General features: G+C 70.1%; 19 protein-coding genes and 1 tRNA gene. 8 read left to right on the top strand and 12 right to left on the bottom strand.

Going from position 1 to position 20,688, the window contains the following annotated elements; all coding sequences use genetic code 11:
- The first annotated feature begins 130 nt into the window (after nucleotides 1-130).
- Nucleotides 131-757 (top strand): glutathione S-transferase family protein, encoded by a 627-nt coding sequence (locus tag ACBY01_RS08290; protein WP_416460326.1) that lies wholly within the window; start codon nucleotides 131-133, stop codon nucleotides 755-757.
- A gap of 3 nt (nucleotides 758-760) precedes the next feature.
- Here ACBY01_RS08290 and ACBY01_RS08285 read toward each other — a convergent pair whose 3' ends face one another.
- The 3 genes from ACBY01_RS08285 to ACBY01_RS08275 all read right to left on the bottom strand — a co-directional run bounded on the left by ACBY01_RS08285 (nucleotide 761) and on the right by ACBY01_RS08275 (nucleotide 3,029).
- Nucleotides 761-991 (bottom strand): DUF1289 domain-containing protein, encoded by a 231-nt coding sequence (locus ACBY01_RS08285; protein ID WP_416460325.1) that lies wholly within the window; start codon nucleotides 989-991, stop codon nucleotides 761-763.
- 4 nt (nucleotides 992-995) lie between these two features.
- Nucleotides 996-2,372, bottom strand: coding sequence for a DEAD/DEAH box helicase (locus tag ACBY01_RS08280; protein ID WP_416460324.1), 1,377 nt, complete (start codon nucleotides 2,370-2,372; stop codon nucleotides 996-998).
- A gap of 288 nt (nucleotides 2,373-2,660) precedes the next feature.
- Nucleotides 2,661-3,029, bottom strand: coding sequence for a hypothetical protein (locus tag ACBY01_RS08275; RefSeq protein WP_416460323.1), 369 nt, complete (start codon nucleotides 3,027-3,029; stop codon nucleotides 2,661-2,663).
- 186 nt (nucleotides 3,030-3,215) lie between these two features.
- Here ACBY01_RS08275 and ACBY01_RS08270 point away from each other — a divergent pair, with 186 nt between their 5' ends.
- Both ACBY01_RS08270 and ACBY01_RS08265 read left to right on the top strand, forming a co-directional pair.
- Nucleotides 3,216-4,661, top strand: coding sequence for an FAD-binding oxidoreductase (locus ACBY01_RS08270; protein ID WP_416460322.1), 1,446 nt, complete (start codon nucleotides 3,216-3,218; stop codon nucleotides 4,659-4,661).
- Between the two features lie 30 nt (nucleotides 4,662-4,691).
- On the top strand, nucleotides 4,692-5,462 hold the full coding sequence (locus ACBY01_RS08265; RefSeq protein WP_416460321.1) for a SapC family protein: 771 nt from the start codon (nucleotides 4,692-4,694) through the stop codon (nucleotides 5,460-5,462).
- Between the two features lie 265 nt (nucleotides 5,463-5,727).
- On the opposite strand, the gene ACBY01_RS08260 is transcribed toward ACBY01_RS08265, so the two are convergent.
- Complete coding sequence (locus tag ACBY01_RS08260; RefSeq protein WP_416460320.1) at nucleotides 5,728-6,591, bottom strand: N-formylglutamate amidohydrolase; 864 nt, start codon at nucleotides 6,589-6,591, stop codon at nucleotides 5,728-5,730.
- 106 nt (nucleotides 6,592-6,697) lie between these two features.
- On the opposite strand from ACBY01_RS08260, the gene cpdR reads away from it, so the two are divergent.
- A complete protein-coding gene (gene cpdR / locus ACBY01_RS08255) occupies nucleotides 6,698-7,075 on the top strand; it encodes a cell cycle two-component system response regulator CpdR (RefSeq protein ID WP_416460334.1) in 378 nt (125 codons plus the stop codon).
- A gap of 73 nt (nucleotides 7,076-7,148) precedes the next feature.
- Nucleotides 7,149-7,223 (top strand) — tRNA-Val (locus tag ACBY01_RS08250).
- A gap of 106 nt (nucleotides 7,224-7,329) precedes the next feature.
- Here ACBY01_RS08250 and ACBY01_RS08245 read toward each other — a convergent pair.
- Nucleotides 7,330-7,905: a YdeI/OmpD-associated family protein gene (locus ACBY01_RS08245; protein WP_416460319.1), complete on the bottom strand. Its 576-nt coding sequence runs from the start codon at nucleotides 7,903-7,905 to the stop codon at nucleotides 7,330-7,332.
- A 239-nt stretch (nucleotides 7,906-8,144) separates the two neighbouring features.
- Between ACBY01_RS08245 and ACBY01_RS08240 the strand changes: the two genes are divergently transcribed.
- Nucleotides 8,145-8,489: a response regulator gene (locus tag ACBY01_RS08240; protein WP_416460318.1), complete on the top strand. Its 345-nt coding sequence runs from the start codon at nucleotides 8,145-8,147 to the stop codon at nucleotides 8,487-8,489.
- Nucleotides 8,490-8,529: 40 nt separating this feature from the next.
- Here ACBY01_RS08240 and ACBY01_RS08235 read toward each other — a convergent pair whose 3' ends face one another.
- Together ACBY01_RS08235 and ACBY01_RS08230 are read right to left on the bottom strand one after the other, a co-directional pair.
- Nucleotides 8,530-10,293: a PAS domain S-box protein gene (locus ACBY01_RS08235; RefSeq protein WP_416460317.1), complete on the bottom strand. Its 1,764-nt coding sequence runs from the start codon at nucleotides 10,291-10,293 to the stop codon at nucleotides 8,530-8,532.
- A gap of 191 nt (nucleotides 10,294-10,484) precedes the next feature.
- Entirely contained in the window at nucleotides 10,485-10,883 is a 399-nt protein-coding gene (locus tag ACBY01_RS08230; RefSeq protein WP_416460333.1) for a winged helix-turn-helix transcriptional regulator, read from the bottom strand.
- 143 nt (nucleotides 10,884-11,026) lie between these two features.
- Between ACBY01_RS08230 and ACBY01_RS08225 the strand changes: the two genes are divergently transcribed.
- The gene (locus tag ACBY01_RS08225) at nucleotides 11,027-11,791 is read left to right on the top strand and encodes an SDR family oxidoreductase (protein WP_416460316.1); all 765 of its coding nucleotides are present in this window, start codon (nucleotides 11,027-11,029) and stop codon (nucleotides 11,789-11,791) included.
- Nucleotides 11,792-11,910: 119 nt separating this feature from the next.
- Entirely contained in the window at nucleotides 11,911-12,507 is a 597-nt protein-coding gene (gene mobA, locus ACBY01_RS08220; protein ID WP_416460315.1) for a molybdenum cofactor guanylyltransferase, read from the top strand.
- On the opposite strand, the gene ACBY01_RS08215 is transcribed toward mobA, so the two are convergent.
- From ACBY01_RS08215 to ACBY01_RS08195, 5 genes are all read right to left on the bottom strand, one after another.
- Nucleotides 12,504-13,691, bottom strand: coding sequence for a molybdopterin molybdotransferase MoeA (locus ACBY01_RS08215; protein WP_416460314.1), 1,188 nt, complete (start codon nucleotides 13,689-13,691; stop codon nucleotides 12,504-12,506). The genes mobA and ACBY01_RS08215 overlap by 4 nt on opposite strands.
- 25 nt (nucleotides 13,692-13,716) lie before the next feature.
- Entirely contained in the window at nucleotides 13,717-14,253 is a 537-nt protein-coding gene (gene moaB / locus ACBY01_RS08210; RefSeq protein WP_416460313.1) for a molybdenum cofactor biosynthesis protein B, read from the bottom strand.
- A 154-nt stretch (nucleotides 14,254-14,407) separates the two neighbouring features.
- Nucleotides 14,408-16,693, bottom strand: a complete 2,286-nt coding sequence (locus ACBY01_RS08205; RefSeq protein ID WP_416460332.1) for a TonB-dependent receptor — start codon at nucleotides 16,691-16,693, stop codon at nucleotides 14,408-14,410.
- A 203-nt stretch (nucleotides 16,694-16,896) separates the two neighbouring features.
- A complete protein-coding gene (locus ACBY01_RS08200; protein WP_416460312.1) occupies nucleotides 16,897-18,078 on the bottom strand; it encodes a YdcF family protein in 1,182 nt (393 codons plus the stop codon).
- Nucleotides 18,072-20,567, bottom strand: a complete 2,496-nt coding sequence (locus ACBY01_RS08195) for a TonB-dependent receptor (protein WP_416460311.1) — start codon at nucleotides 20,565-20,567, stop codon at nucleotides 18,072-18,074. Before ACBY01_RS08195 ends, ACBY01_RS08200 begins: the two co-directional genes overlap by 7 nt.
- Between the last annotated feature and the right edge of the window lie 121 nt (nucleotides 20,568-20,688).

Genomic DNA, 20,688 nt, shown 5'->3' with positions numbered 1-20,688 from the left:
CTCACCCACCCGATCCCCGCCGCGTCGCCACTCCCGCCGCCGCAACCACCATTCACGCCACCGCTTCACCAAAAAACCGGTTATGCAAATGTCCCGCCTTCGCAGGGATAACAACAGGGGGAGAGGTATCTTGGCGGACGAACTGGTTTTCTACACGAACCCGATGTCGCGCGGGCGGATCGCGCGCTGGATGCTTGAGGAGGTGGGGGCGCCCTACACCACCGAGGTGCTGGACTATGCCACCAGCATGAAGGACCCGGCTTACCTGGCGATCAACCCGATGGGCAAGGTGCCGGCGATCCGCCATCGCGGCACGGTGGTGACCGAGGGCGCGGCGATCTGCGCCTATCTGGCAGACGCCTTTCCCGACGCCGGGCTCGCGCCGCCGCCGGCCGAGCGCGGCGACTATTACCGCTGGCTGTTCTTCGCGGCCGGGCCGGTCGAGGCGGCGGTGACCGAACGCGCGCGCGGGATCGAGGTCAGCCCGGAACAGGGGCGGATCGTCGGCTACGGCAGCTACGACCGGGTGGTCGCGGTGCTCGAGCAGACGCTGTCGGGCCGCGACTACGTCGCCGGCGACCGGTTCAGCGCCGCGGACGTCTATTTCGGATCGCAGCTGATCTGGGGAACGCAGTTCGGGACGCTGCCCCAGCGCGACGCGTTCGGGCCCTATGTCGCGCGCCTGATGGCGCGGCCGGCGTACCTGCGTGCCGCCGAGATGGACGACGCGCTCATCGCCCAGGCGGCGGCGGGCTAGCGGTCAGCGCGTTGCCGCGGCGATCTGCCGCTCCAGCAGCGCGCAGCGCTCGGGGAGCGCGGCCAGAACGGCATCGCGCCCCTCGGGCGTCAGGGCGGTCCACTGCGCGATCTCGTCGGCGGTACGGCCGCAGCCGAAGCACCAGCCGGTGGTGAGATCGAGCGTGCAGACCAGCACGCACGGGCTCTCGATCGCCACCGGCGGAAAATAGTCGATGCCGTCGTCGGCCGGCATCGCGTCAGACGGTGAAGCGCACGCTCAGGAAGGCGGGGACGGGGCCGTTCCAGCCGCCGTCGTCGGGGCGCAGATCCTCGGGCTCGCGGCGCTGGCGCGGCGCCTCGGACCGGGGCGCGCGCTCCTCGCGCACGCGGCGCGGCCGCTCGCGCGGACCGCGCTCCTCACGCGCGGCGGGCGCCTCGATACGCGCGGCGCGTTCTTCGCGGCGGGGGCGTTCGCGGCGCGGCGCGCGCTCCGCCGGCTCCGGCTCGGCGACCGGCGCGGCACCCAGATCGAGCACCTCGATCTTCTGACCGGTCAGCTTTTCGATGTTGGCGATGTTCTCGGCATCGTCGGGCGTGACGAAGGTATAGGCGGTGCCGGTCGCGCCGCCGCGGCCGGTGCGGCCGATGCGGTGGACATAATCGTCCGGGTGCCACGGCGCGTCGTAGTTGAAGACGTGGCTCACGCCCTTCACGTCGAGCCCGCGCGCGGCGACGTCGGAAGCGACGAGGATGTTGACGGTGCCGTTCTTGAACCGGTCGAGCTCGGCGATGCGTGCCGACTGGTCCATGTCGCCGTGGATCTCGGCCGAGCGGAAGCCCGCGCGCTGCAGGCTCTTGTTGAGCTCGCGCACGGTGGTCTTGCGGTTGGAGAAGACGATCGCGGTGCGGACGTCCTCGGCGGACAGCAGCCGGCGCAGTACGTCGCGCTTCTTGGCGGCGCTGACGTGCACCACGCGCTGGGTGATGTTGACGTTGGTGCTCGCGGGGCGGGCGACCTCGATCGTCTTGGGATTCTGGAGGAACTTGTCGGCCAGCTTCTTGATCGGCGGCGGCATCGTCGCCGAGAACAGCAGCGTCTGGCGCTGCTTGGGAAGCTTGGTGCAGATTTCCTCGATGTCGGGGATGAACCCCATGTCGAGCATGCGGTCGGCTTCGTCGATCACCAGCAGGTTGCAGCCGGTGAGCAGGATCTTGCCGCGGCCGAACAGGTCCATCAGCCGACCCGGCGTCGCGATCAGCACGTCGACGCCCTTTTCGAGCGCCGCCAGCTGGTCGCCCATCGACACGCCGCCGATCAGCAGCGCCATCGAAAGCTTGTGGTGCTTGCCGTATTTCTCGAAGTTTTCCGCGACCTGGGCGGCGAGTTCGCGCGTCGGCTCCAGGATCAGCGAGCGCGGCATCCGCGCGCGGCTGCGGCCGTGGGCGAGGATGTCGATCATCGGCAGCACGAAGCCAGCCGTCTTGCCGGTACCGGTCTGGGCGATGCCGATCAGGTCGCGCATCATCAGCACGGACGGGATCGCGCTCGCCTGGATCGGAGTCGGCTCTGTATAGCCCGCCTCGGTTACGGCGCGCAGCAGTTCATCGGAAAGACCGAGATCGGCAAAGTTCATGGGGTTTCCGGAAAGCGATGCCGATGTGGCACCGGAATACCTTGTCGCGCCTCCCCGATTTCGGCCGGATTGTCAAGCAAAAGGCGGACTCGACCCGTCGTGCGGGCGGCTTTCCGGGGCTTGCGGTGGTGCGGCAGCTAACGGAGCGCCCGGTCCGCTCTTCGCTCCGACCTGCCCGAAGTGCCGTCGAGCGTATCGAGCGGCCGGTACTCGCGGCTCTCTCGATACGGTCTCTCGACAAGCTCGATCCCTACTCGAGACGAACGGGATTGGGGCTTTCGACCGGTCCTACCGGCTCGGGACGAGCATCCGGAAGGAGGCGACGCGGCATTGGCCGCCCGAGCGCGAGCGGATGGTGTCGCGCGAGGCGCAGAATTTCCCGTCGGCGGTCGGCTTCAGGTAGAAGCCCGAATAGAAATCGAGTGACGGGCAGTCGTCCTCCAGCCGCGCGCGCAGCCGCTTGCCGCCGGTCAGCATCAGGTCGACGCTGTCCGGACGGGTGATCGACACCGCCGCGAGTTCGTCCACCGGCACGCAGCGGTCGGCGCGCTTCTCGACCCAGGTGATCGCCGGCAGCGCGCGCATGCTCGCCGCCGGGGTCACGTCCATCCGCGGCACGCGCATGATGATCCGCTGGATGCGGACCTCGGTTCGCACGCTTCCGGAGGGAGGCGGAGGGGGTGGCGATGCGCGCTGCTGTGCCCCGGCGATCGGAGAGGCGAGCGTCAGCAGCAGGGCCGCCGAGACAGGCTTGGGAACGGGCATGGATGGCTCTTCTCGTCTCCGGGGTTTTAACCGGTGATGAACTGGCGGCAAGCCTCCCCGCCATGCTAGCCGCACGGCATGACCGCCCAGACCCGCCTGATCGACGCGATCCGCAGCACGCTCGGCGAGCGCAGTCTCACCACCGACCCCGATCGCATCCTGCCCGCGCTGACCGACTGGCGCGGCCGGTTCCACGGGGCGGCGCCGGCGATGCTGCTGCCCGCGTCCACCGCGGAGGTGGCGGCGATGGTGCGATTGGCGGGGGAGCATCGCGTGGCGCTGGTGCCGCAGGGCGGCAACACCTCGATGGTCGGCGGCGCGACCCCGCCGGCGGACGGCTCCGCGCTGCTGCTCTCCACCCGCCGGCTCGACCGCATCCGCCGGATCGATGCCGCGGCCGGGCTGGCGACCGTCGAAGCGGGCGTGATCCTCCAGACGCTGCACGAGGGCGCGGCGGATGCCGGCTGCCGCTTTCCGCTGACGCTCGGGTCGCGCGGCAGCGCCACCGTCGGCGGGCTGGTGTCGACCAACGCCGGCGGCACCCAGGTACTGCGCTGGGGAACGATGCGGCGGCTGGTCGCGGGGGTGGAGGCGGTGCTCCCCGACGGCAGCGTCCACGACGGGCTCACCCCGCTGCCCAAGGACAACCGCGGCTACGACCTCGACCAGCTGCTGATCGGCGCCGAGGGGACGCTCGGCATCGTCACCGCCGCGACGCTGCGGCTCGCGCCCGCGATCGCGGCGCGTGCGGTCGCCTGGGTCGGGATCGCCGATCCGCAGGCCGGGCTCGACCTGCTCCGGAGGATGCAGGCGGCGACCGATGCGGTGGAGAGCTTCGAGATCATTCCCGGTGACACGCTGGCGCGAGTGCTCGACCATCTCCCCGACGCGCGCCCGCCGCTGGGGGGCAGCCATCCCTGGCACCTGCTGATCGAGGCGGTCGCCGCCACGCCCGATGCCGAAGCGCCCGAGGCGCTGCTCGCCCGGCTGCTCGGCGAGGCGCTGGCGGAAGGCATTGCGGCAGATGCGGTGATCGCCGCGTCGGAAGCGCAGGCCGAGGCGTTCTGGCGGCTGCGCGATTCGCTGTCGGCGGCCGAGCGCGCGGCCGGCGCGGCGGTGCAGCACGACATCTCCGTGCCCGTCGATCGGATGCCGCGATTCATGGTCGAGGCCGCGGCGGCGGCCGAGGCGCGCTTCCCCGGCACCCATGCCACCGCCTTCGGCCACCTGGGCGACGGCAACGTCCATTTCCACGTCCGTGCGCCCGCCGGCGCCGATCCGGCGCGCTGGATGGCGGAGGCCGCGCCCGGCGTCACCGCCTTCGTCCACGACCAGGTCGTCGCCGCCGGCGGCTCGATCTCGGCCGAGCACGGCATCGGCCAGATGAAGCGCGACGAGCTCGCCCGGCTCGGCCCGCCCGCCCGGCTGGCGGCGCTCGCCGCGATCAAGCGCGGGCTCGACCCCAGGAACCTGTTCAATCCCGGCAAGCTGGTGACGCTTGCGCCCGCCGACGCGGGGAAATAGACGCGGAAGCGATATTCCAGGAGATCGAGAATGGCCACGGCGCCGAAGAACAACGGGCTTCCTCTGTTTTACAACCAGCTCGAGCCGCTTTCGAGCCAGCAGCACGCCAACTACAAGATCCGCGTCGCGGATCGTGCGCCGTTCCTGGTCAACGAGCATGCCGTGCCGGTGACGGTCGAGGAATTCCCGCTCGTGCAGCGCCGCATGCCAATCGTCTTCTCGGTCGGCGAGGATCCCGTGCCGCTCGCGCTCATGGGCCTGAACGAAGGCGTCAACACCTTCATCGACGACGACGGCCGGCTGGTCGATCCGGAAGTCTACGTTCCGGCCTATGTCCGCCGCTATCCGTACATGCTCGCCCGGCTGCGCCCGGACAGCGAGGACCTGTCGCTCTGCTTCGACCCGACCGCCGACACCATCGGCGAATTCGACGACGGCGAGCCGCTGTTCGACGGCACCGAGCCGAGCGAGACCACCAAGCAGATCCTCCAGTTCAACGAGCAGTTCGAACAGGCCGGTCAGCGCACCGCGATGTTCATGAAGGAGGTCAAGGAACTGGGCCTGCTGATCGACGGCGAGGTCTCGATCCAGCCCGACGGCGCCGCACAGCCGTTCATCTACCGCGGCTTCCAGATGGTCGAAGAGAAGAAGCTCAACGAGCTTCGCGGCGACCAGCTGCGCAAGATCCAGCAGAACGGCATGCTGCCGCTGCTCTACGCGCACATCTTCTCGCTCTCGCTGATGCGCGACCTGTTCGCGCGCCAGGTCCGCTCGGGCAAGAACCCGCAGCAGCCGGCCTGATCGGCCTGGCTCCGGCCGCTCCAGCGGTCGGGAGCGGTGCGACCCGCAAACGCCGTCCGCCGAACCCCGGCGGGCGGCGTTTCGTCGTACGGGGCATTCGACATGCCGCAAGGGTCGGCGAACGCTTGAACCTTTTCGGCCGCCATCTATATCCTGTGTACGCGATCACGTGTTCCCCCCCTTTCACGGGATCGCGCGACACGCTTTCAGCGTGTCTCCTCCCTGAACCTAGGCCACCTCGTGCTTCCTGCACGGGGTGGTTTTTTTATTCGGCGGCGAGCGCGGGGGGCAGCGCCGCCTCGGCGACGGCGGCGATCATGCCCGCGAGCGTGTCGGCCAGCGCCGGCAGGCCCTCTCCCACCTCGGTGAGCGTCGGATCGAGGTAGAGGCTGCGGTCGAGCTCGATCTGGATCGCGTGGACGTTGCGCTGGGGCAGCCCGTGCGTCGCGACGATATGGCCGCCGGCATAGGGCTGGTTGCGCGCGACGCGCAGCCCGGCGTCCCGCGCGACCGCGCCGAGCACGTCGACCAGCCCGCGCCGCGCCGAGCGGCCGTGCCGGTCGCCGAGCACCAGCTGCGCCGGCGCGATCCCCGGCAGGCTCGGCATCGAATGGATGTCGAGCAGGATCGCGATCCCGAAGCGCGCATGCGCCGCCGCCAGTGCTTCCGCCAGCGCCGCGTGATAGGGTCGATGGTCGGCGACGATGCGCGCCTCCACCTCCTCGCCGGTCAGCCGCCGCGTCCAGATGTCGACGCCGCTGCTCGCGCGGCGCGGCACCAGCCCGAGGCCGCTGCGCAGCCGCGCCGACGCCTGCGGCTGCGCCATCGGCTGGGCGCCGGCGTCGATTTGCGGGTCGCGCTCGCGCTCGCCGCGGTTGAGGTCGATCCAGGCGCGCGGGCGCACCGCCTCGAACAGCGTGTGCGGCCCGCGGGCCGCCAGCGCGACGGCGTCGACCCGCCGGTCCTCCAGCGGCAACAGCGCGGGCAGCGGCACCCGCAGCAGGTCGTGCATCGCCGCCGGATAGGCGCGGCCCGCGTGCGGCACCGACAGCACGATCGGCGTGACCGGATTGGCCGGGCCGTGGCGCCGGAAGGGGGGTCGGAAACAAGGGGAGTCGGGCGGCGTCACGCCGGCAATGCTAGGCGGCGCCGCGCGCGGGAGCAACGCGCTGGAAAAGCACGCCTCCTTGCCGCATAGACGGGACCCTGCTGCGCCGACGGTCGTTGGGGACATGATGTACAGAATTCTACTGGCCGAGGACGACGACGTGATGCGCGAATATCTCACGCGCGCGCTCGAACGCTCGGGCTATCGGGTGGCGGCGGTCGACCGCGGCACCGCGGCGCTGCCGCTGCTGGAACGCGATCGCTTCGACCTGCTGCTCACCGACATCGTCATGCCCGAGATGGACGGGATCGAGCTCGCGCAAAAGGCGCAGGAGATCGCGCCCGAGATGCGGGTGATGTTCATCACCGGCTTCGCCGCGGTGACGCTGAAGGCCGGCAAGGCGGTGCCTCAGGCGCGCGTCCTGTCAAAGCCCTTCCACCTGCGCGATCTGGTGCAGGAGGTGGACCAGCTGTTCGCCGAGGAAAGCATCCCGTCGCACTGCTGACGATTTTTTCGGTCGGCCCGCGTTTCCGCGCTTGCGCTCCCCGGCGCTCCCCGTTAGAGGCCGCCTTCCCGGCGGGCGTGTAGCTCAGTGGTAGAGCACTGTGTTGACATCGCAGGGGTCGCAAGTTCAATCCTTGCCACGCCCACCATTGAAAACCCCGCTAGGCCAACGGCTTAGCGGGGTTTTTATTTGGTGGTCCGGGATCCGTACGGAGCCGACCGGCCGCAGCTTCGCGCGAACGAGCGTCTTCCCGGTCAATGAAAGCGTTCGCCGCGGGCGAGCTGGTCGAGGATCTGCTGCATCCTTCGGGCTCGCGTCTCCGGCCGCTTCGCGGTCTGGAGGCGATAGTAGATCGGATACAGGTTCTTGCGATCGAGCGTGCGGAAGAATGCCTCGGCTTCGGGCACGTCCGCCAGCGCGTTCAGGAAGTCCTGCGGGATCGTCATGCCGGCCAAGCCCGCATAGGCGGCGTCCCACCTGCCGTCGGCACGCGCGGCTGCCACCTGGGCGAGCCCGGCTGCGGTCATCCGCCCTTCGGCAAGGAGCCGATCGGCGTGGTCCCGATTCCTGGCGGACCAGCTCGAGCCGGCCCGGCGCGGCGTCAGACGCTGGAGATACGACGTCTCGTCCGCCGATCGCTTCTGACCGTCGATCCAGCCGAACCGGATCGCCTCCACCACGCAGTCGGTCCAGGTGACCGACGGCTGGCCGGAGCCCGTCTTGAAGATCCGGACCCATAGTTCGCTGCTGCCCTGATGGTTCTCGGCCAGCCAGTCGGCGAGGTCGGCGGGCCGCTCGAAGGCGAGGGCATCGGGCGGGGGTGGCGTCATCGTTCGACGCTAGCGAGCCACCGCTGCGCTGAGAAGCGGGACGCCGCTGGAACCGATGATCGAAACCGGCAACGGGTTGGCGCGCTTTCCTGCGGCGAAACCATGTGGCGGCGCGACTCTCGAACGGCCGCGGAGGGTCCACGCGAACCGGTGCGGGTGCCTTTGGCGCAGAAACCGAGACAGGGCCGGTGAACTCCCGCTTGCGAACCGCGTTGGTCGCTTCAAGTCGGAGCCGTTCTATGTGTCACGTGCTGATTATCGAAGATGAGCCGATCGTCGCGATGGGCATCCAGATGATGCTGGAAGAGGTGGGTGCCACCTCGTTCGACATCGCGGCGACCGAGGCGGATGCCGTCGCCGCGGCGTTCGCCACGCCGCCGGAACTGATCACCTCCGATGTGCGGCTGGTCGAGGGCACCGGACCCCAGGCGGTTCAGCAGATCCATGCACGGCTTGGTCCCGTGCCGGTGATCTTCATCAGCGGGACGCCCGAGGAATGCCGGCCGTGCGGTCCGCCGGGCGTGGTGCTGAGCAAGCCCGTGTGCGAAGGCGCGCTGAAGGACGCCTTCCACCAGATGGTCTAGCGCCTGGCGGTGGTCGCCGCCCGCCGCACCGCCAGATCGCTCAATCCAGTTCGAGCGCCGTTCGCGGACAGTGGAAGACCGCGCGCAGACCCGCATCGGTATAGTCCAGCTCGGACCTGCGCGCGCCCGCGATCCCCAGGCTGATCAGCCGCGATCCGAAACCGGTCCGCTCCGGCGCGCGCGCCGGCGGCCCGCCTTCCTCGACCCAGGACAGGCAAAAGCTCGAGTCCTCGACCCGCCACGCGACGCGGACGAGGCCATTCGGCACCGACAGCGCGCCGTATTTGACCGCGTTGGTCGCCAGTTCGTGCAGCAGGAGCGAGAGCGACAGCGCCGCCCGCGATCCGACCACCAGGTCGGGCCCGCCGAGCTGGAAGCGGTCGCCCTCCTCCTCCAGCCGCAGCACGCGCTCCATCAGTTCGGCGACCGAGGTCGAGGACCAGCTCGTCTGGATCAGCACCTCGTGCGCGCGGCTCAGCGCGGCCAACCGGCTTTGCAGGGCCGCCGACACCGTCTGGTCGATCCCGCGCAGCGTTTGAAAGGCGACCGACTGCACCACGGCGAAGGTGTTCTTCACCCGATGCGACAGCTCCTGCATCAAAAGGTGGCGCTGTTCCTCGTGATTCTTGCGCTCGGTGATGTCGATCGCCGTGCCGGAGAAGCGCACGGGCTGTCCCTGCTGGTCGTAGACCATCCGGCCCTTGCACTCGACCCAGCGCAGCGGCTCGCCGGGAACCTCCAGCCGATATTCGACGAGGAAGTCGGCGCCCGCGTCGAACACCTCGCGGATGCGCGCGCGCAGCGGCGCGACGTCCTCCTCGACGACGTGCACCTGATATTCCTGCATGGTCAGGCCGGCATCGGTCTGCTTCTCGTCCAATCCGTAGAGACGGGCGAAATGCGCGTCGCCGTGCAGCAGGTCGGTGTCGACCATCCAGTCCCACAGCCCGACGGCTCCCGACGCGGCGAGCGCCATTTCGAGCCGCTCGTCGGCCATGCGCTCCGCCGTGCGGTCGCGCAGCATCTTCACATAGCCTTGCAGCGAGCCGTCGGCGGCGCGCAGCGGCATCATCTCGCCGCTCGCCCAGAAACGCTCGCCGCTCTTGCGCAGGTGCCAGCGTTCGTCGATGCCGCGGCCGGCGGTCCTGGCGCCCTCCATCTCCTTGTCGGCAATGCCGGCGGCGCGGTCCTCCGGCGTGAAAAAGGCCTGGAGATCGCGCCCGCAGATCTCCTCGCGCGTCCAGCCCAGGATACGCACGGCGCCCTCGTTCCAGTCGACGATCGTGCCGTCGAGGTTCATGACGACGATGGCATAGTCCACCGCGCTGTCGAACACCGCCTCGAAGCGCGCCCGCTCGCGCAATAGTTCGAGCTGCGCGATGACCTGCCGCCCGAGCGCCTCCAGCGATTTCGCCTGCTCCTCGGTTAGGCCTTCCGGGCGCGGCCGGTGGTCCATCACGCACAGGGTGCCGAGCGGCGACCCGTCGGCGCTCGCCAGGAGCACGCCGGCATAGAAGCGGAGCGAGGGCTTCGCCGTGACCAGCGGATGCATTCTCGTGCGATCGTCGGCAGCGAGGTCCGGGATGACCAGCAGGCCTCGCTCGGCCACCGTATGCCGGCAGATCACGCCGTCCAGCGGCGCTGTCGTCGCCTCGATACCGATGCTGGCCTTGGGGATCTGCAGTCCGGTTTCGAGGACGCTGACCAGCGCCATCGGCGTCGCGCACAGCTGCGTCGCAAGACGGGCGATATCGTCGAACCGCCCATCCTCGGCGTCGACCGGCGGCGAGGAGGCTGGTTCCACGATCTTCTCTTGGCGGGCGGAGTGAGGCACGGGCGTGGCGATCCTGAGCTAGTCTGCGACTTGTGTCGCCGCATAGCATGACGTGGCGGGTTCCGCCCAAGTCCGACATGCGCGTTCTTCGCCAGCGTCTTCGGGCGAGAGGCCGGCAGAAGACCCTCGATCGGTTCCGGCTTCCGACCGGCCGGAAGAGGTCAGCGATCCCGCCGGTCGAAGCGATCGCGCGCCGCCTGGACGCGGGCGAGGTTCTCCTCGGCCCAGATCCACACGCCGCAGAACGCGGCGCCGAGGCTCGCGCCGAGATCGGTCAGCGCATAGTCGACCCGGGGAGGCACGACCGCGTGCACGGTGCGGGTGACCATGCCGTCGCGCTCCATCTGGCGCAGCGTCTGGGTCAGCATCTTCTGGCTGATGCCGGGTACCAGGCGGGAAAGCTGGGTGAAGCGCTGCTCGCCGTGCTCGTGCAGCACTTCGAGCAGGATCATCGTCCACTTGTCGGCGACGCGGCCGATCAGGTCGTTGACCAGTGCCTCGACCTGGGGGTCGACCGTATCGGGCGGCGGCGTTTCGGCGACGCGGCGGGCGCGGCGCACGGTGGCGTCGGTGAAGGGAAGGGATGACAAGCGCTCACTCTCTTTCGGGTGCGTATGGATATTTTCGGTGCCTTCTTTCGCCACGATCGTAGCGCCCTAAATCGGCTGCTCCAAGATCCTGTCCACGTTCACGGAGCAAGCGCATGCAGACCAGCGGCAACACCATCCTCATCACCGGCGGCGGCTCCGGCATCGGCGAGGCGCTCGCCCACCGGTGGCACGATGCCGGCAACACGGTGATCATCGCCGGCCGGCGCGGCGACGTGCTGGAGCGGGCGATCGCCGGGCGACCGAACCTGCACGCGATCGTCGCCGACGTGGAGAGCGCCGGCGGCGTCGAGACGCTCGCGCGGCAGGTCCTCGCCAAGCATCCGGACCTCAACGTGCTGGTCAACAACGCCGGCATCATGCGGTTCGAGGCGGTCGATCGCGCGCGCGACCTGGCCGACGCAGAAGCGACTGTCGCCACCAACCTGCTCGGCCCCATTCGGCTGATCGACGCGCTGGTGGAGCATCTCGCCACGCGCCCCGATGCCGCGATCGTCAACGTCAGCTCCGGCCTCGCCTTCGTGCCGCTGGTGGCGACGCCGACCTACAACGCCACCAAGGCGGCGATCCACTCGTACACGGTGTCGCTGCGCGAGGCGTTGCGCGGACGAGTCGAGGTGATCGAGCTCGCGCCGCCCGGGGTTCAGACCGAGCTGACGCCGGGGCAGGAAACGCGCGCCGGCTATCTTCCGCTCAACGCCTTCATCGAAGAGGTCATGGCTCTGTTGTCGCAGCAGCCGACCCCGCCCGAAATCCTGGTCGAGCGCGTCCGCTTCCTCCGCTTCGCCGAGGCGGAAGGCCGGTTCGACGCCACGCTGGCCCAGCTCAACGAACAGGCCGCGCGCGCCCGCAACGCCTGACCGGCCCCCGATCCGCACGCGATCGGCCAGGTGCTCGCCCGGAGACGGCAGCCCCGTCGATCCGTGCTAGGGGGGCGGCCGCGCTCGACAACGAGCGCCTGGCCGCACGAGGATCCGCCATGCACTGCGCTTCGGAGAGCATCGCCGTTGCCGTCCTTGCCGGGGGCGAGGGCGTCCGCATCGGCGGGGGGAAGCCGTGGCGGATGCTGGCGGGCGTTCCGCTGGTCGTGCGGGCGGTTGCGGCGGCGCGGGGGTGGTCGGGGGACGTGGTCGTGGTCGGCCGCGATCCGGCGCAGGTCGGCGCGCTCGACGTGCCGTTCCTGGTCGATGCGCCGGGGGTCGAGGGGCCGATGGCGGGGCTTGCCGCCGCGCTGCGCCACGCCAAGGATGCCGGGCACGGCGCGCTGCTGGCGATCCCGTGCGACAGCCCGTTTCTGCCGGGCGACCTCGTCGAGCGGTTGCGTGCAGGGATGACGGCGGAGGCCGGCGCGGCGCTCGCGGCGAGCGGCGGGCGGCTGCATCCGGCCTGTGCGCTGTGGCGGGTGCGCAGCTTCTTCCGGCTCGGCAGCTATCTCGCGACCGGCCGCCGCTCGCTGCGCGGCTTCGCCGAGCACGTCGGCTACACCCAGGTCGCCTGGCCGGACGCGCCGGTCGACCCGTTCCTCAACATCAACAGCGCGGACGACCTCGCCCGCGCCGAGGCGCTGCTGCGCTAGAGATCGAGCGCGTGCACGGGCGTGCCTGCCGGGGCGGCGGGTGCGCCGGCGGGGCGGCGCAGGAGCAGCGTCGCCTCGGCCAGCGTCCGCTGTGCGCCGGCATCCTGGTCGGACAGCGGCTCGGCCGCCGATCCGGTCCACCGCGCACGGACGAAGCTCTCGCGCTCGCCCCCCGCAGCGAGCGAGGCGGCGAGCGGCACCGGCCGCCAGCGTAGCGCCTCCGCGGGGTCGCGCCCCGAAAGGCCGGCGAGCAGCGGGGCGAGGAACAGCCGGGCGGTGAGCAGCGCCGCGGTCGGGTTGCCCGGCAGCCCGAGCACCAGCGTGTCGCGCACCCGCCCGAACCACACCGGCTTGCCCGGCCGGATCGCGACCTTGTCGAACCGCCGTTCCAGCCCGAGCGGGGCGAACATCGCGCGCGCGAAATCGCGGTCGCCGGCCGAGGCGCCGCCGGTTACCACCACCAGGTCGGCGGCGTCGACCGCCTCGGCCGCGGCGGCCGCCAGCGTCGGCAGGTCGTCGGGCAGCCGGCGGTGGAGGACCGGATCGGCGCCCCAGTCGCGGGCAAGCCCCAGCACGCCGAACGAGACGCTTTCCGGGATCCGGTCCGGTGTCCCGCGCGCCGTTCCCGGCGCGACGAGCTCGTCGCCGGTGCCGAGCAGCGCCAGCCGCGGCCGCTGCCAGAGCTCGAGCCGGTCGCAGTCGGCACCCGCGGCGGCGACCAGCGCACGGTAGTCGAGCAGCCGCCCTGCCGGCAGCAGCAGGTCGCCCGCGGCGAAATCGCAGCCGCGCGTGCGGACGTGCCGGGCGGCGCCCGGATCTGCCTCGATCACTGCGGTTTCGCCGTCGCGCGTCACCCGCTCCTGGATCACGACGCGATCGGCGCCCGCCGGCACCTGCCCGCCGGTGAAGATGCGCACGCAGCTGCCGGGCTCGACGGGGCCGGGGTGGGGACTGCCGGCCAGCGCCTCGCCGGCGATGCGCAGCCGCAGCGGATAGGCTCCCAGATCGGCCGAGCGCAGCGCATAGCCGTCCATCGCGGAGACGGCCGAGGGCGGCGAATCGACCTGCGCCAGCACGGCGGAGGCGAGCACGCGGCCGTGCGCCTGGGGGAGGGGGAGGGTCTCGCGGCGCAGCGGCTGCGCGGCCGCCGCGATCCGCGCCGACGCTTCGTCGAAGCCGATCAACGCGCCTGCCGCGCGTCGGGCGCGGTCATGCGCATCGATCGCGCAGGCGCGGGATCTGCCCCGCCAGCGAGCAGGGGCGGTAGCGGCTGTCGAGTTCGAGCGCGAGCACCAGGTCCCAGCCGTCGCGGCATGCGCCGGTCGAGCCGGGCAGGCAGAAGACGAAGGTGTCGGCGATCTGCCCGGCGAACGCGCGCGACTGCAGCGTCGAGACCCCGACGGTGCCCAGGCTCGCCTGGTGGAAGACGATCGAGAACCCGTCCATCTCGCGCCGGAACAGCGGCTTGACCGCCTCCGGCGTGACGTCGCGCGGCGAGAAGCCGGTGCCGCCGGTCGAGAGGATCACGTCGACGCTCGGGTCCTCGACCCACTGGCGCACGCGGGCTCGGATCGCCTCGACGTCATCGGCGACGATCGCTTGGTCGGCGAGGTCGTGGCCCGCCGCTTGCAGCCGTTCGGCGAGCGTGCGGCCCGAGCTGTCGGTCTCCGCCGTGCGCGTGTCGGAGACGGTCAGCACGGCGATCCGCAGCGGATGGAAGGCCAAGCTCGTGTCTATTCCCGCCATGCCGTCTCCACCCGCGCGCCCAGCAAGATCGCGTGGGCGTGCAAGGGGTTCCCTGGACGGCGGGATCGCATCGCGTCAAGCGACGCTGCCCGGCGGGGAAGCCGCCAAGGCGAGGGGCGTACCCGCGGCTGCGGATACGCCCCTCCGGATCGGCTTAGCGGAACTTGCCGCTCAGCGAGACGCCGATGACGCGCGGTTCGTTGAACACCGCGGCCATGTAGTTCTCGATCACGCCCTTCAGGTTCTTCTCGTTGGTGATGTTGCGGGCGAACGCCGCCAGCTCCCAGGCGTCGTTCGGCGCGGCATAGCCGACCTTGAGCCCGCCTTCGAAGTTGCCGTTCGCGGTGAACTCCTGCGTCCGGTAGAGCACGAACTGGGTGTAGCCCTGAATATTCCAGTCCGTCGCGATGAACGCTCGGCCGCCGTTCGACAGCGGCTGGTCGTAGCGCGCGCTGAAGTCCAGGTTGTACTCCGGTGCGTTCGGCAGCGGCTCGCCGTCGATCTGGGCGAAGACGTTGGTGCCGCGGGTGATCGTCGGGTTCTCGACCGTGCACACGACCTGGCCGTTGAGCGCGCAGACCTGGGCGTAGACGTTCTTGTCCTTGATTGCGCTGTGCAGCGCGCTGGCGCCGACGCGCAGCGTCAGTTCGGGCACCGGACGCCACGTCAGATCGGCTTCGGCGCCATAGGCCTCGGCCTTGTCGGCGTTGAAGAGCACGCCGTTGCCGTTCACGTCGTTGCCGTTCAGCTGGATGTCGCTGACGCGATAGGCGAACACGGTGGCGTTGAACTGCAGCGTGTTGTCGAACAGCCGGCTCTTCACGCCCGCTTCCCACGACAGGTTGCTCTCGGAATCGGCGGTGGTGAAGTCGGCGTTGAACACCGCCGAACGCCCCTGGATCGTCGGTCCACGGAAGCCGCGGGCGACGCGCGTGTAGAGGCTGAGGTCGGGGCTCGCCTCGTAGAGCAGGCTCGCGTCCCAGCTCGGCTCGGTGTTGGACAGGCGCACATGGGTGCGGCCCTTGTAGGTCACCACGCCCGCCGCGGTGTCCGCGGTCTTGAGCAGGTCGGTCTCCTTCGTGTCCTTGGTGATGCGGCCGCCGGCGGTCAGCGTCAGCTTCGGCACCAGCTCGAAGCTGACCTGGCCGAAGCCCGCCCAGGAGGTGTTGACGTTGTGCAGCCGCACCCAGTTGTTGGGATTGCGCGCCGCTGTCGTCAGGAAGAAGCCGCGCTGGTAGAAGTCGGTGACGTCGCGGCTGTCGAAATACATGCCGCCGACCTGCCAGGTGAAGCGGCCGCCGCCCGCGCTGGCCAGCCGCAGCTCCTGAGTCCACTGGTCGAGGTCGCGCAGATTGCCCTGCGACTGGCCGTAGCCGTTGGCAACGCCGTTGACCGGATAGTCCGCCGCGGCACCGCCGTCGGTATCGCCGCGGCTATAGCCCGAGCTGGTCTCGTAGGCGGTGATCGAGGTCAGCGTCGCACCGCCGAAGTCGTAGCTGGAGCGCAGCGACGCGCCATAGGTGTCGTACGCCTGCGGGTTGTTCTGCGCCTCGTCATAGGCGACGCGGGTGCGCGGCTCGTCCTTCACGCTGTTGGAGCCGCGGGTCAGCGCGCCGCGGTGGAACAGCGTCGAGGTGCCCTCGTAGGAGCGGACGTGGCCCGATGCCTCGAACGACAGCCGGTCGGTGGGCGTGAACAGCAGCTGCAGCCGGGCGTTGCGGTCGTCGTAGCCGCCCATCGCGTTCTTCAGCGGGGTCGGCGTGCCGTCGGCGCTCGGCCCGGCATAGACGTTGTCGACCCAGTCGGCGCGGTGCTGGATCAGCGTCGACGCGCGAACCGCGAGCACGTCCGGAACGATCGGTCCGCCGACGCCCGCGTCCAGGCTCACCGTGCCATAGGTGCCGACGCTCATCTGCGCGCGGCCGTCGAGCTGCTGGGTGGGCTTGTAGGTGTCGAACTTGATGATGCCGGCGGTGGTGTTGCGGCCGAACAGCGATCCCTGCGGCCCGCGCAGCACCTCGACCTGCTGGACGTCGTAGACCGGGTTCGACTTCAGCACGACATGCTCGAGCACGACGTCGTCCTGGACGATCGACACCGGCTGCGAGGCACCGAGATAGAAGTCGATGTTGCCGAGGCCGCGGATGTAGAAGCGCGGGAAGATGCGGCCGGTCGTGGTCTCGACGTAGAGGCTCGGCACGCGGCCGGACAGCGCCAGCAGCGTGTCGTCGCCACCCGCCTGGAAGTCGCGCAGATTGTCGCCGCCGAGCACGCCGACCGAGATCGGCACGCGTTGCAGGCTCTGCTCGCGGCGTTCCGCGGTGACGATGATCTCGCCCAGCGTGTCGTCCGTCTCGCCGGTCTCGTCCGCCTGTGCGGCGGCGGTCGCCGGCTGCAGATCCTGTGCCGACGCCGTCCCCATCGCCAGCACGAGTGCCATCGGCGCCGCACCCAGCAGTGCGCCGACCTTCACGAAAGTCTTCAAAGCCTATCCCCCTTCGAACGCACCGATCGAACCTGGATTCGAGTCCCTCACCCGGTGCTGCCGCGGCCCCTAGGCTGCTTCGATGAAATTGTCATGACGATGTCGGCGCGATGCGGTTGGCAGAAGTTTGTCGACGGCAGACGCTTGGTTGCGCGCGATCAGGGATCGAGCGGGTCGCGCGGATCGACCCGCGCCGATCGGGAGGAGGGGCGGAACTCCAGCTCGGTCGGCGAGCGTCGCGTGCCGATCGTGCCGGGCTGGTAGCCGAGCTCGCGCTGGTTGCGCTCGGCGAAGGCATCGCTCTCGATGTACCGGCTCTGGTCGGCGTTGCAGACGATCAGCACGTCGCGATCGAGCGGGGCGCCGAGCGCCATCAGCCGGCGCGCGGCGTTGCGCAGGTTGGTGGTGGTGTGCCGCGCATAGGGTTCGATCACGATCGCCTCGGCCGGCACGCCATAGCGCTCGATCAGCGCGCGGCGCATCTCCACCGCCTCGGTATAGGGCGTGCCGTGCGGATGGACGCGGCCGCCGCTGACGACGAGCAACGGCGCATCGCCCGCCGCGAAGCGCGCCGCGGCGAGCCGGACATGATATTTGCCGCCGGGGCTGAGCGGCATGTCGGGGACTTCGGGGCCGATGCCGGTGAGCAGGATCGCGCTGTAGCGATAGCGCGTCCAGTCGAGCGTTCGCGCCCGCGCCGTCGCCGTGGCATTGTCGCCGCCGTCGATAGGCTCGAACCCGGCGGCGTCGGTGCGGTCGTTGACGTCGAGCAGCGCCAGCGCGAGCTCGACGCTACCGTCGAGCGCCTGCGCCGATTTCTGCCGGGGCGTGGCGCCCAGCCGCACCGCGGCGGCGAGCCGGGTCTTCGCCTCGGCGCTGCCGAACGCCGCGGAGGGGCCGTCGATCGCCGGATAGCGCGCCGGCATGCCGAGCGCATAGACGCGCACGATCGCGTTGAGCCCCTCGATTTCGCGGGCGAGCCCGGCGGCGATGCCGTCGTCGGGAACGAGGCTGCGCCCCGCCAGCAGCGGTGCGGCGTCGCGCGCCACTGCCCGCTCCAGCGCGGTGCGCTCGGCATCGCGCCACAGCGCCGCCTCGGCGATGCACGGCGCGGCGTCGGCACAGGCGGCGGCACGCTCTCGGCGCGCGGCGAGCACGGGCGCGAGCGCGCGGTCGGCGCGGAGCCGTGCCACCGTCTCCGGCGCCGCGCCGATCGCGTCGAGCATCGGGAACAGTCGCGCCGACAGCGCTTCCGCGGCCCGGTCGCGCACCTCCGCCGCCTGCACCGACTGCACCGCTACGACGAGCGCGGCGGTGCAGAGCAGCATGCGTCTTACCATGAGGTCGACACCACCAGGCGGACGTTGCGGCCGAAGATCGGGCGGCCGTAGATCGCCTCGGCGCTGCCCTGGCCGCTCAGCGAGTCGGTGCGGGTGTTGCCCTCGGTCAGCCCGTGCGCGTTGAACAGATTGTCGCCGACCAGCTGCAGCTGCCAGCCCTGGCGGCGCAGCGTCACGCCCGCACCGATGGTGCCGTACGACGGCAGCGCGGTGTTGTTGTACAGGTCGACGAAGCGCTTCCCCATATAGGTGTAGCGGCCGTAGACCGACACGTCGGTGCCGCCGGTCTCGAAATCGAAGCTGGGACGGATGTTGCCGTAGACCTTGGGCTGCCGGACGATCTGGTTGCCCTCCACCTGCTCCGGATCGGCGCCGGTCGTGCTCTCGAAGCTCTTGTACTTCGGGTCGCTGACGGTGAGCGCACCGTTGAGCGTGAACCACGGCGTCACCGCCCACGATCCGTCGAACTCCACGCCCTTCACCTGTGCCTCGCCGACGAAGGGCACGTTGACGTCGTTACGGCCGGTCGTCGGGTCGAACGCCAGGAACGAGGCGTTCAGCGGATCGAAGTTGGTGTAGAAGCCGGTGACGTAGAGGTACGACCGCCCGGCGGCGAGCTTGAGCCCCGCCTCGAACTGGTCCGCGACGGTCTTGAGGATCGTCGGGTTGATGCTCATCACCGTCTGGATGTTGGGCGGCGTCTCGAGGTGGGAGGCGCGGCCGTAGACGCCGACATGGTCGCTGAAGTCGTAGTTGGCGCCCACCGTCCAGTTGGTGGCGTGGGGCTTCAACTTCTGGTTGAGGATCACGCCGGTGAAGGCGCGGGTGGTGTCGTCGGCCAGCGTCGTGCCGTCGCCCAGATTCGCCTGGTCGGTCAGCGCCGCCCAGCCCTTGTAGCTGTAGCGTTCGTGGCGGATGCCGGCGTCGATGCGCAGCCCCGGCACGATCTCCCAGGTGTCGTTGGCGTAGAGCGCGAACATCGTCGCATCGGAATCACCTCGGTTGAGCGTCGCGGCATAGTTGAGCACGCCATTGTCGGTGACGCGGCCGAGCTCGCTGCCGTCGGCGGCATAGGCGACCAGGTCGAGCGTGCGCGGCTGGCCGGCGACCTCGATCAGATAATTCTGGTAGAGCGTGCGGCTGTCCTCGCCATAGGCGCTGGCGTAGAGGCCGAGCTTGACGTCGTGGCTGCCGAAGCCGGTGTCGAACTTGCGCGCGACCGACAGGTTGCCCTGCGCCGAATAGAAGTTCGAATGGATGTCGCGGTACTGGCCCTGCATGACGAGGCCGGACGCGGCCGAGGGATCGTACACGGTGTCGGTCCCGGCGAGCACATAGCCGAAGCGGTCGATCGCGCCGAACGCTGCGGTCGCCCGGTCGCGATAGCCGTTGGCGAAGCTGGCTGCCGCGGCCGGGTTGGTGGTCGAGTAGAAGGCCGAGAAGTCGAGCTTGCCCTGGGTGTACCCGCCCTTCGCCGACACCAGCCAGCCGTCGAAATCGCCTTCGTACTGCGCGCCGACATTGACCATCCGCATGTGGCGGCCGTCCGACAGGTCGCCGTTGCGGCTCTGGATCTGGCCGTTGCCGTCGCGGTAGCGCAGGTTGACGTGGCGGAACGCGGGCGAGTTCATCGTGCCGGTGAAATAGTCGATGTACGGGTCGAGCGAGACGTCGGGGTCGCGCGGATCGGCGATCGGGATCGGCAGGTAGAAGGCGTTGTGGTCGTTGACGTAGTTGACGTTCAGCTTGACGTAGCCGTTGTCGAGATCGTGGCGCAGGTTGGCGCGGATCTGCCCGCCCTTGTCGTTGGGGAAGCCGTTGTCGCGATAGCCGTCGTGGTAGCGCAGGAAGCCGCCGACCGCATAATAGGTGTCGCTGCCGACCGGCCCGGCCTGATAGGCGTCGAGGCGGTAGAGGCCGGTGTCGCCGAGCGTCACCTGCGCCTTGCCCCGCGACACGTCGCTGCCGGTGACGGTGATGGCGTTGACGATCGCGCCCGAATAGCTGGCATAGACGGGGGCGGGGCCGCCGCGCACCACCTCGACGCGGTCGGTCATCAGGTCCTGCTTCAGGATCGCGTCGCCGCGGAAGAAGACGCCGTCGTTCTCGTGGAACAGCGGCAGCCCGTCCTGCTGGAAGCTCACGAAGCCGCCGTCGTTCGGCAGGCCGCGGATGCGGTAGATGTTCTGCACCTCGCCGCCGGTGATCTCCGTCTGGAAGCCGGGCAGCTGGCCGATCAGGTCGGCGAAGTTGACCGGCGCGATCTTCTCGACGTCCTCCTGCGAGATCGTGTTGATCGCGTAGGACACGTCGAAGCGGCGCTGCGCGCGCGTCGATCCGGTGACGATGATGTCCTGCGGCGGCGTCTCTTCGCTCGCCGGCGCTTCGGCCCCGGCGGGAACCGGCGTCTCCTGCGCGGCGGCGGGCAGCGCGAGCAGGAAACAGGCGGCGGGGAGGGCGGCGTAGGTGAGCGACGAGATGGTCGGCATGGGGATCCTGTTCGACGATGCGGTGGCCGCAGGGTGGGGACGCGCGGCGCCTATCGGCGGCGAATGACATCCCGATGACGGCGCGCCGCCGTGCGGCCGGCGCGTCCTTCGACGTCCGCCG

The organism is Sphingomonas mangrovi (assembly GCF_047975845.1).
Lineage (GTDB): Bacteria > Pseudomonadota > Alphaproteobacteria > Sphingomonadales > Sphingomonadaceae > Sphingomonas.
The sequence above is the reverse complement of the archived record's forward strand: the minus strand, read 5'-3'. Positions and strand labels throughout refer to the sequence as shown.

Bases quoted from the DNA above. Each gene is read 5' to 3' on its own strand.
- ACBY01_RS08285 (WP_416460325.1), bottom strand. From the start codon at position 991: ATGCCGGCCGACGACGGCATCGACTATTTTCCGCCGGTGGCGATCGAG.
- ACBY01_RS08280 (WP_416460324.1), bottom strand. From the start codon at position 2,372: ATGAACTTTGCCGATCTCGGTCTTTCCGATGAACTGCTGCGCGCCGTA.
- ACBY01_RS08270 (WP_416460322.1), top strand. From the start codon at position 3,216: ATGACCGCCCAGACCCGCCTGATCGACGCGATCCGCAGCACGCTCGGC.
- ACBY01_RS08265 (WP_416460321.1), top strand. From the start codon at position 4,692: ATGGCCACGGCGCCGAAGAACAACGGGCTTCCTCTGTTTTACAACCAG.
- cpdR (WP_416460334.1), top strand. From the start codon at position 6,698: ATGTACAGAATTCTACTGGCCGAGGACGACGACGTGATGCGCGAATAT.
- ACBY01_RS08245 (WP_416460319.1), bottom strand. From the start codon at position 7,905: ATGACGCCACCCCCGCCCGATGCCCTCGCCTTCGAGCGGCCCGCCGAC.
- ACBY01_RS08240 (WP_416460318.1), top strand. From the start codon at position 8,145: ATGTGTCACGTGCTGATTATCGAAGATGAGCCGATCGTCGCGATGGGC.
- ACBY01_RS08225 (WP_416460316.1), top strand. From the start codon at position 11,027: ATGCAGACCAGCGGCAACACCATCCTCATCACCGGCGGCGGCTCCGGC.
- mobA (WP_416460315.1), top strand. From the start codon at position 11,911: ATGCACTGCGCTTCGGAGAGCATCGCCGTTGCCGTCCTTGCCGGGGGC.
- moaB (WP_416460313.1), bottom strand. From the start codon at position 14,253: ATGGCGGGAATAGACACGAGCTTGGCCTTCCATCCGCTGCGGATCGCC.
- ACBY01_RS08205 (WP_416460332.1), bottom strand. From the start codon at position 16,693: ATGGCACTCGTGCTGGCGATGGGGACGGCGTCGGCACAGGATCTGCAG.
- ACBY01_RS08200 (WP_416460312.1), bottom strand. From the start codon at position 18,078: ATGGTAAGACGCATGCTGCTCTGCACCGCCGCGCTCGTCGTAGCGGTG.
- ACBY01_RS08195 (WP_416460311.1), bottom strand. From the start codon at position 20,567: ATGCCGACCATCTCGTCGCTCACCTACGCCGCCCTCCCCGCCGCCTGT.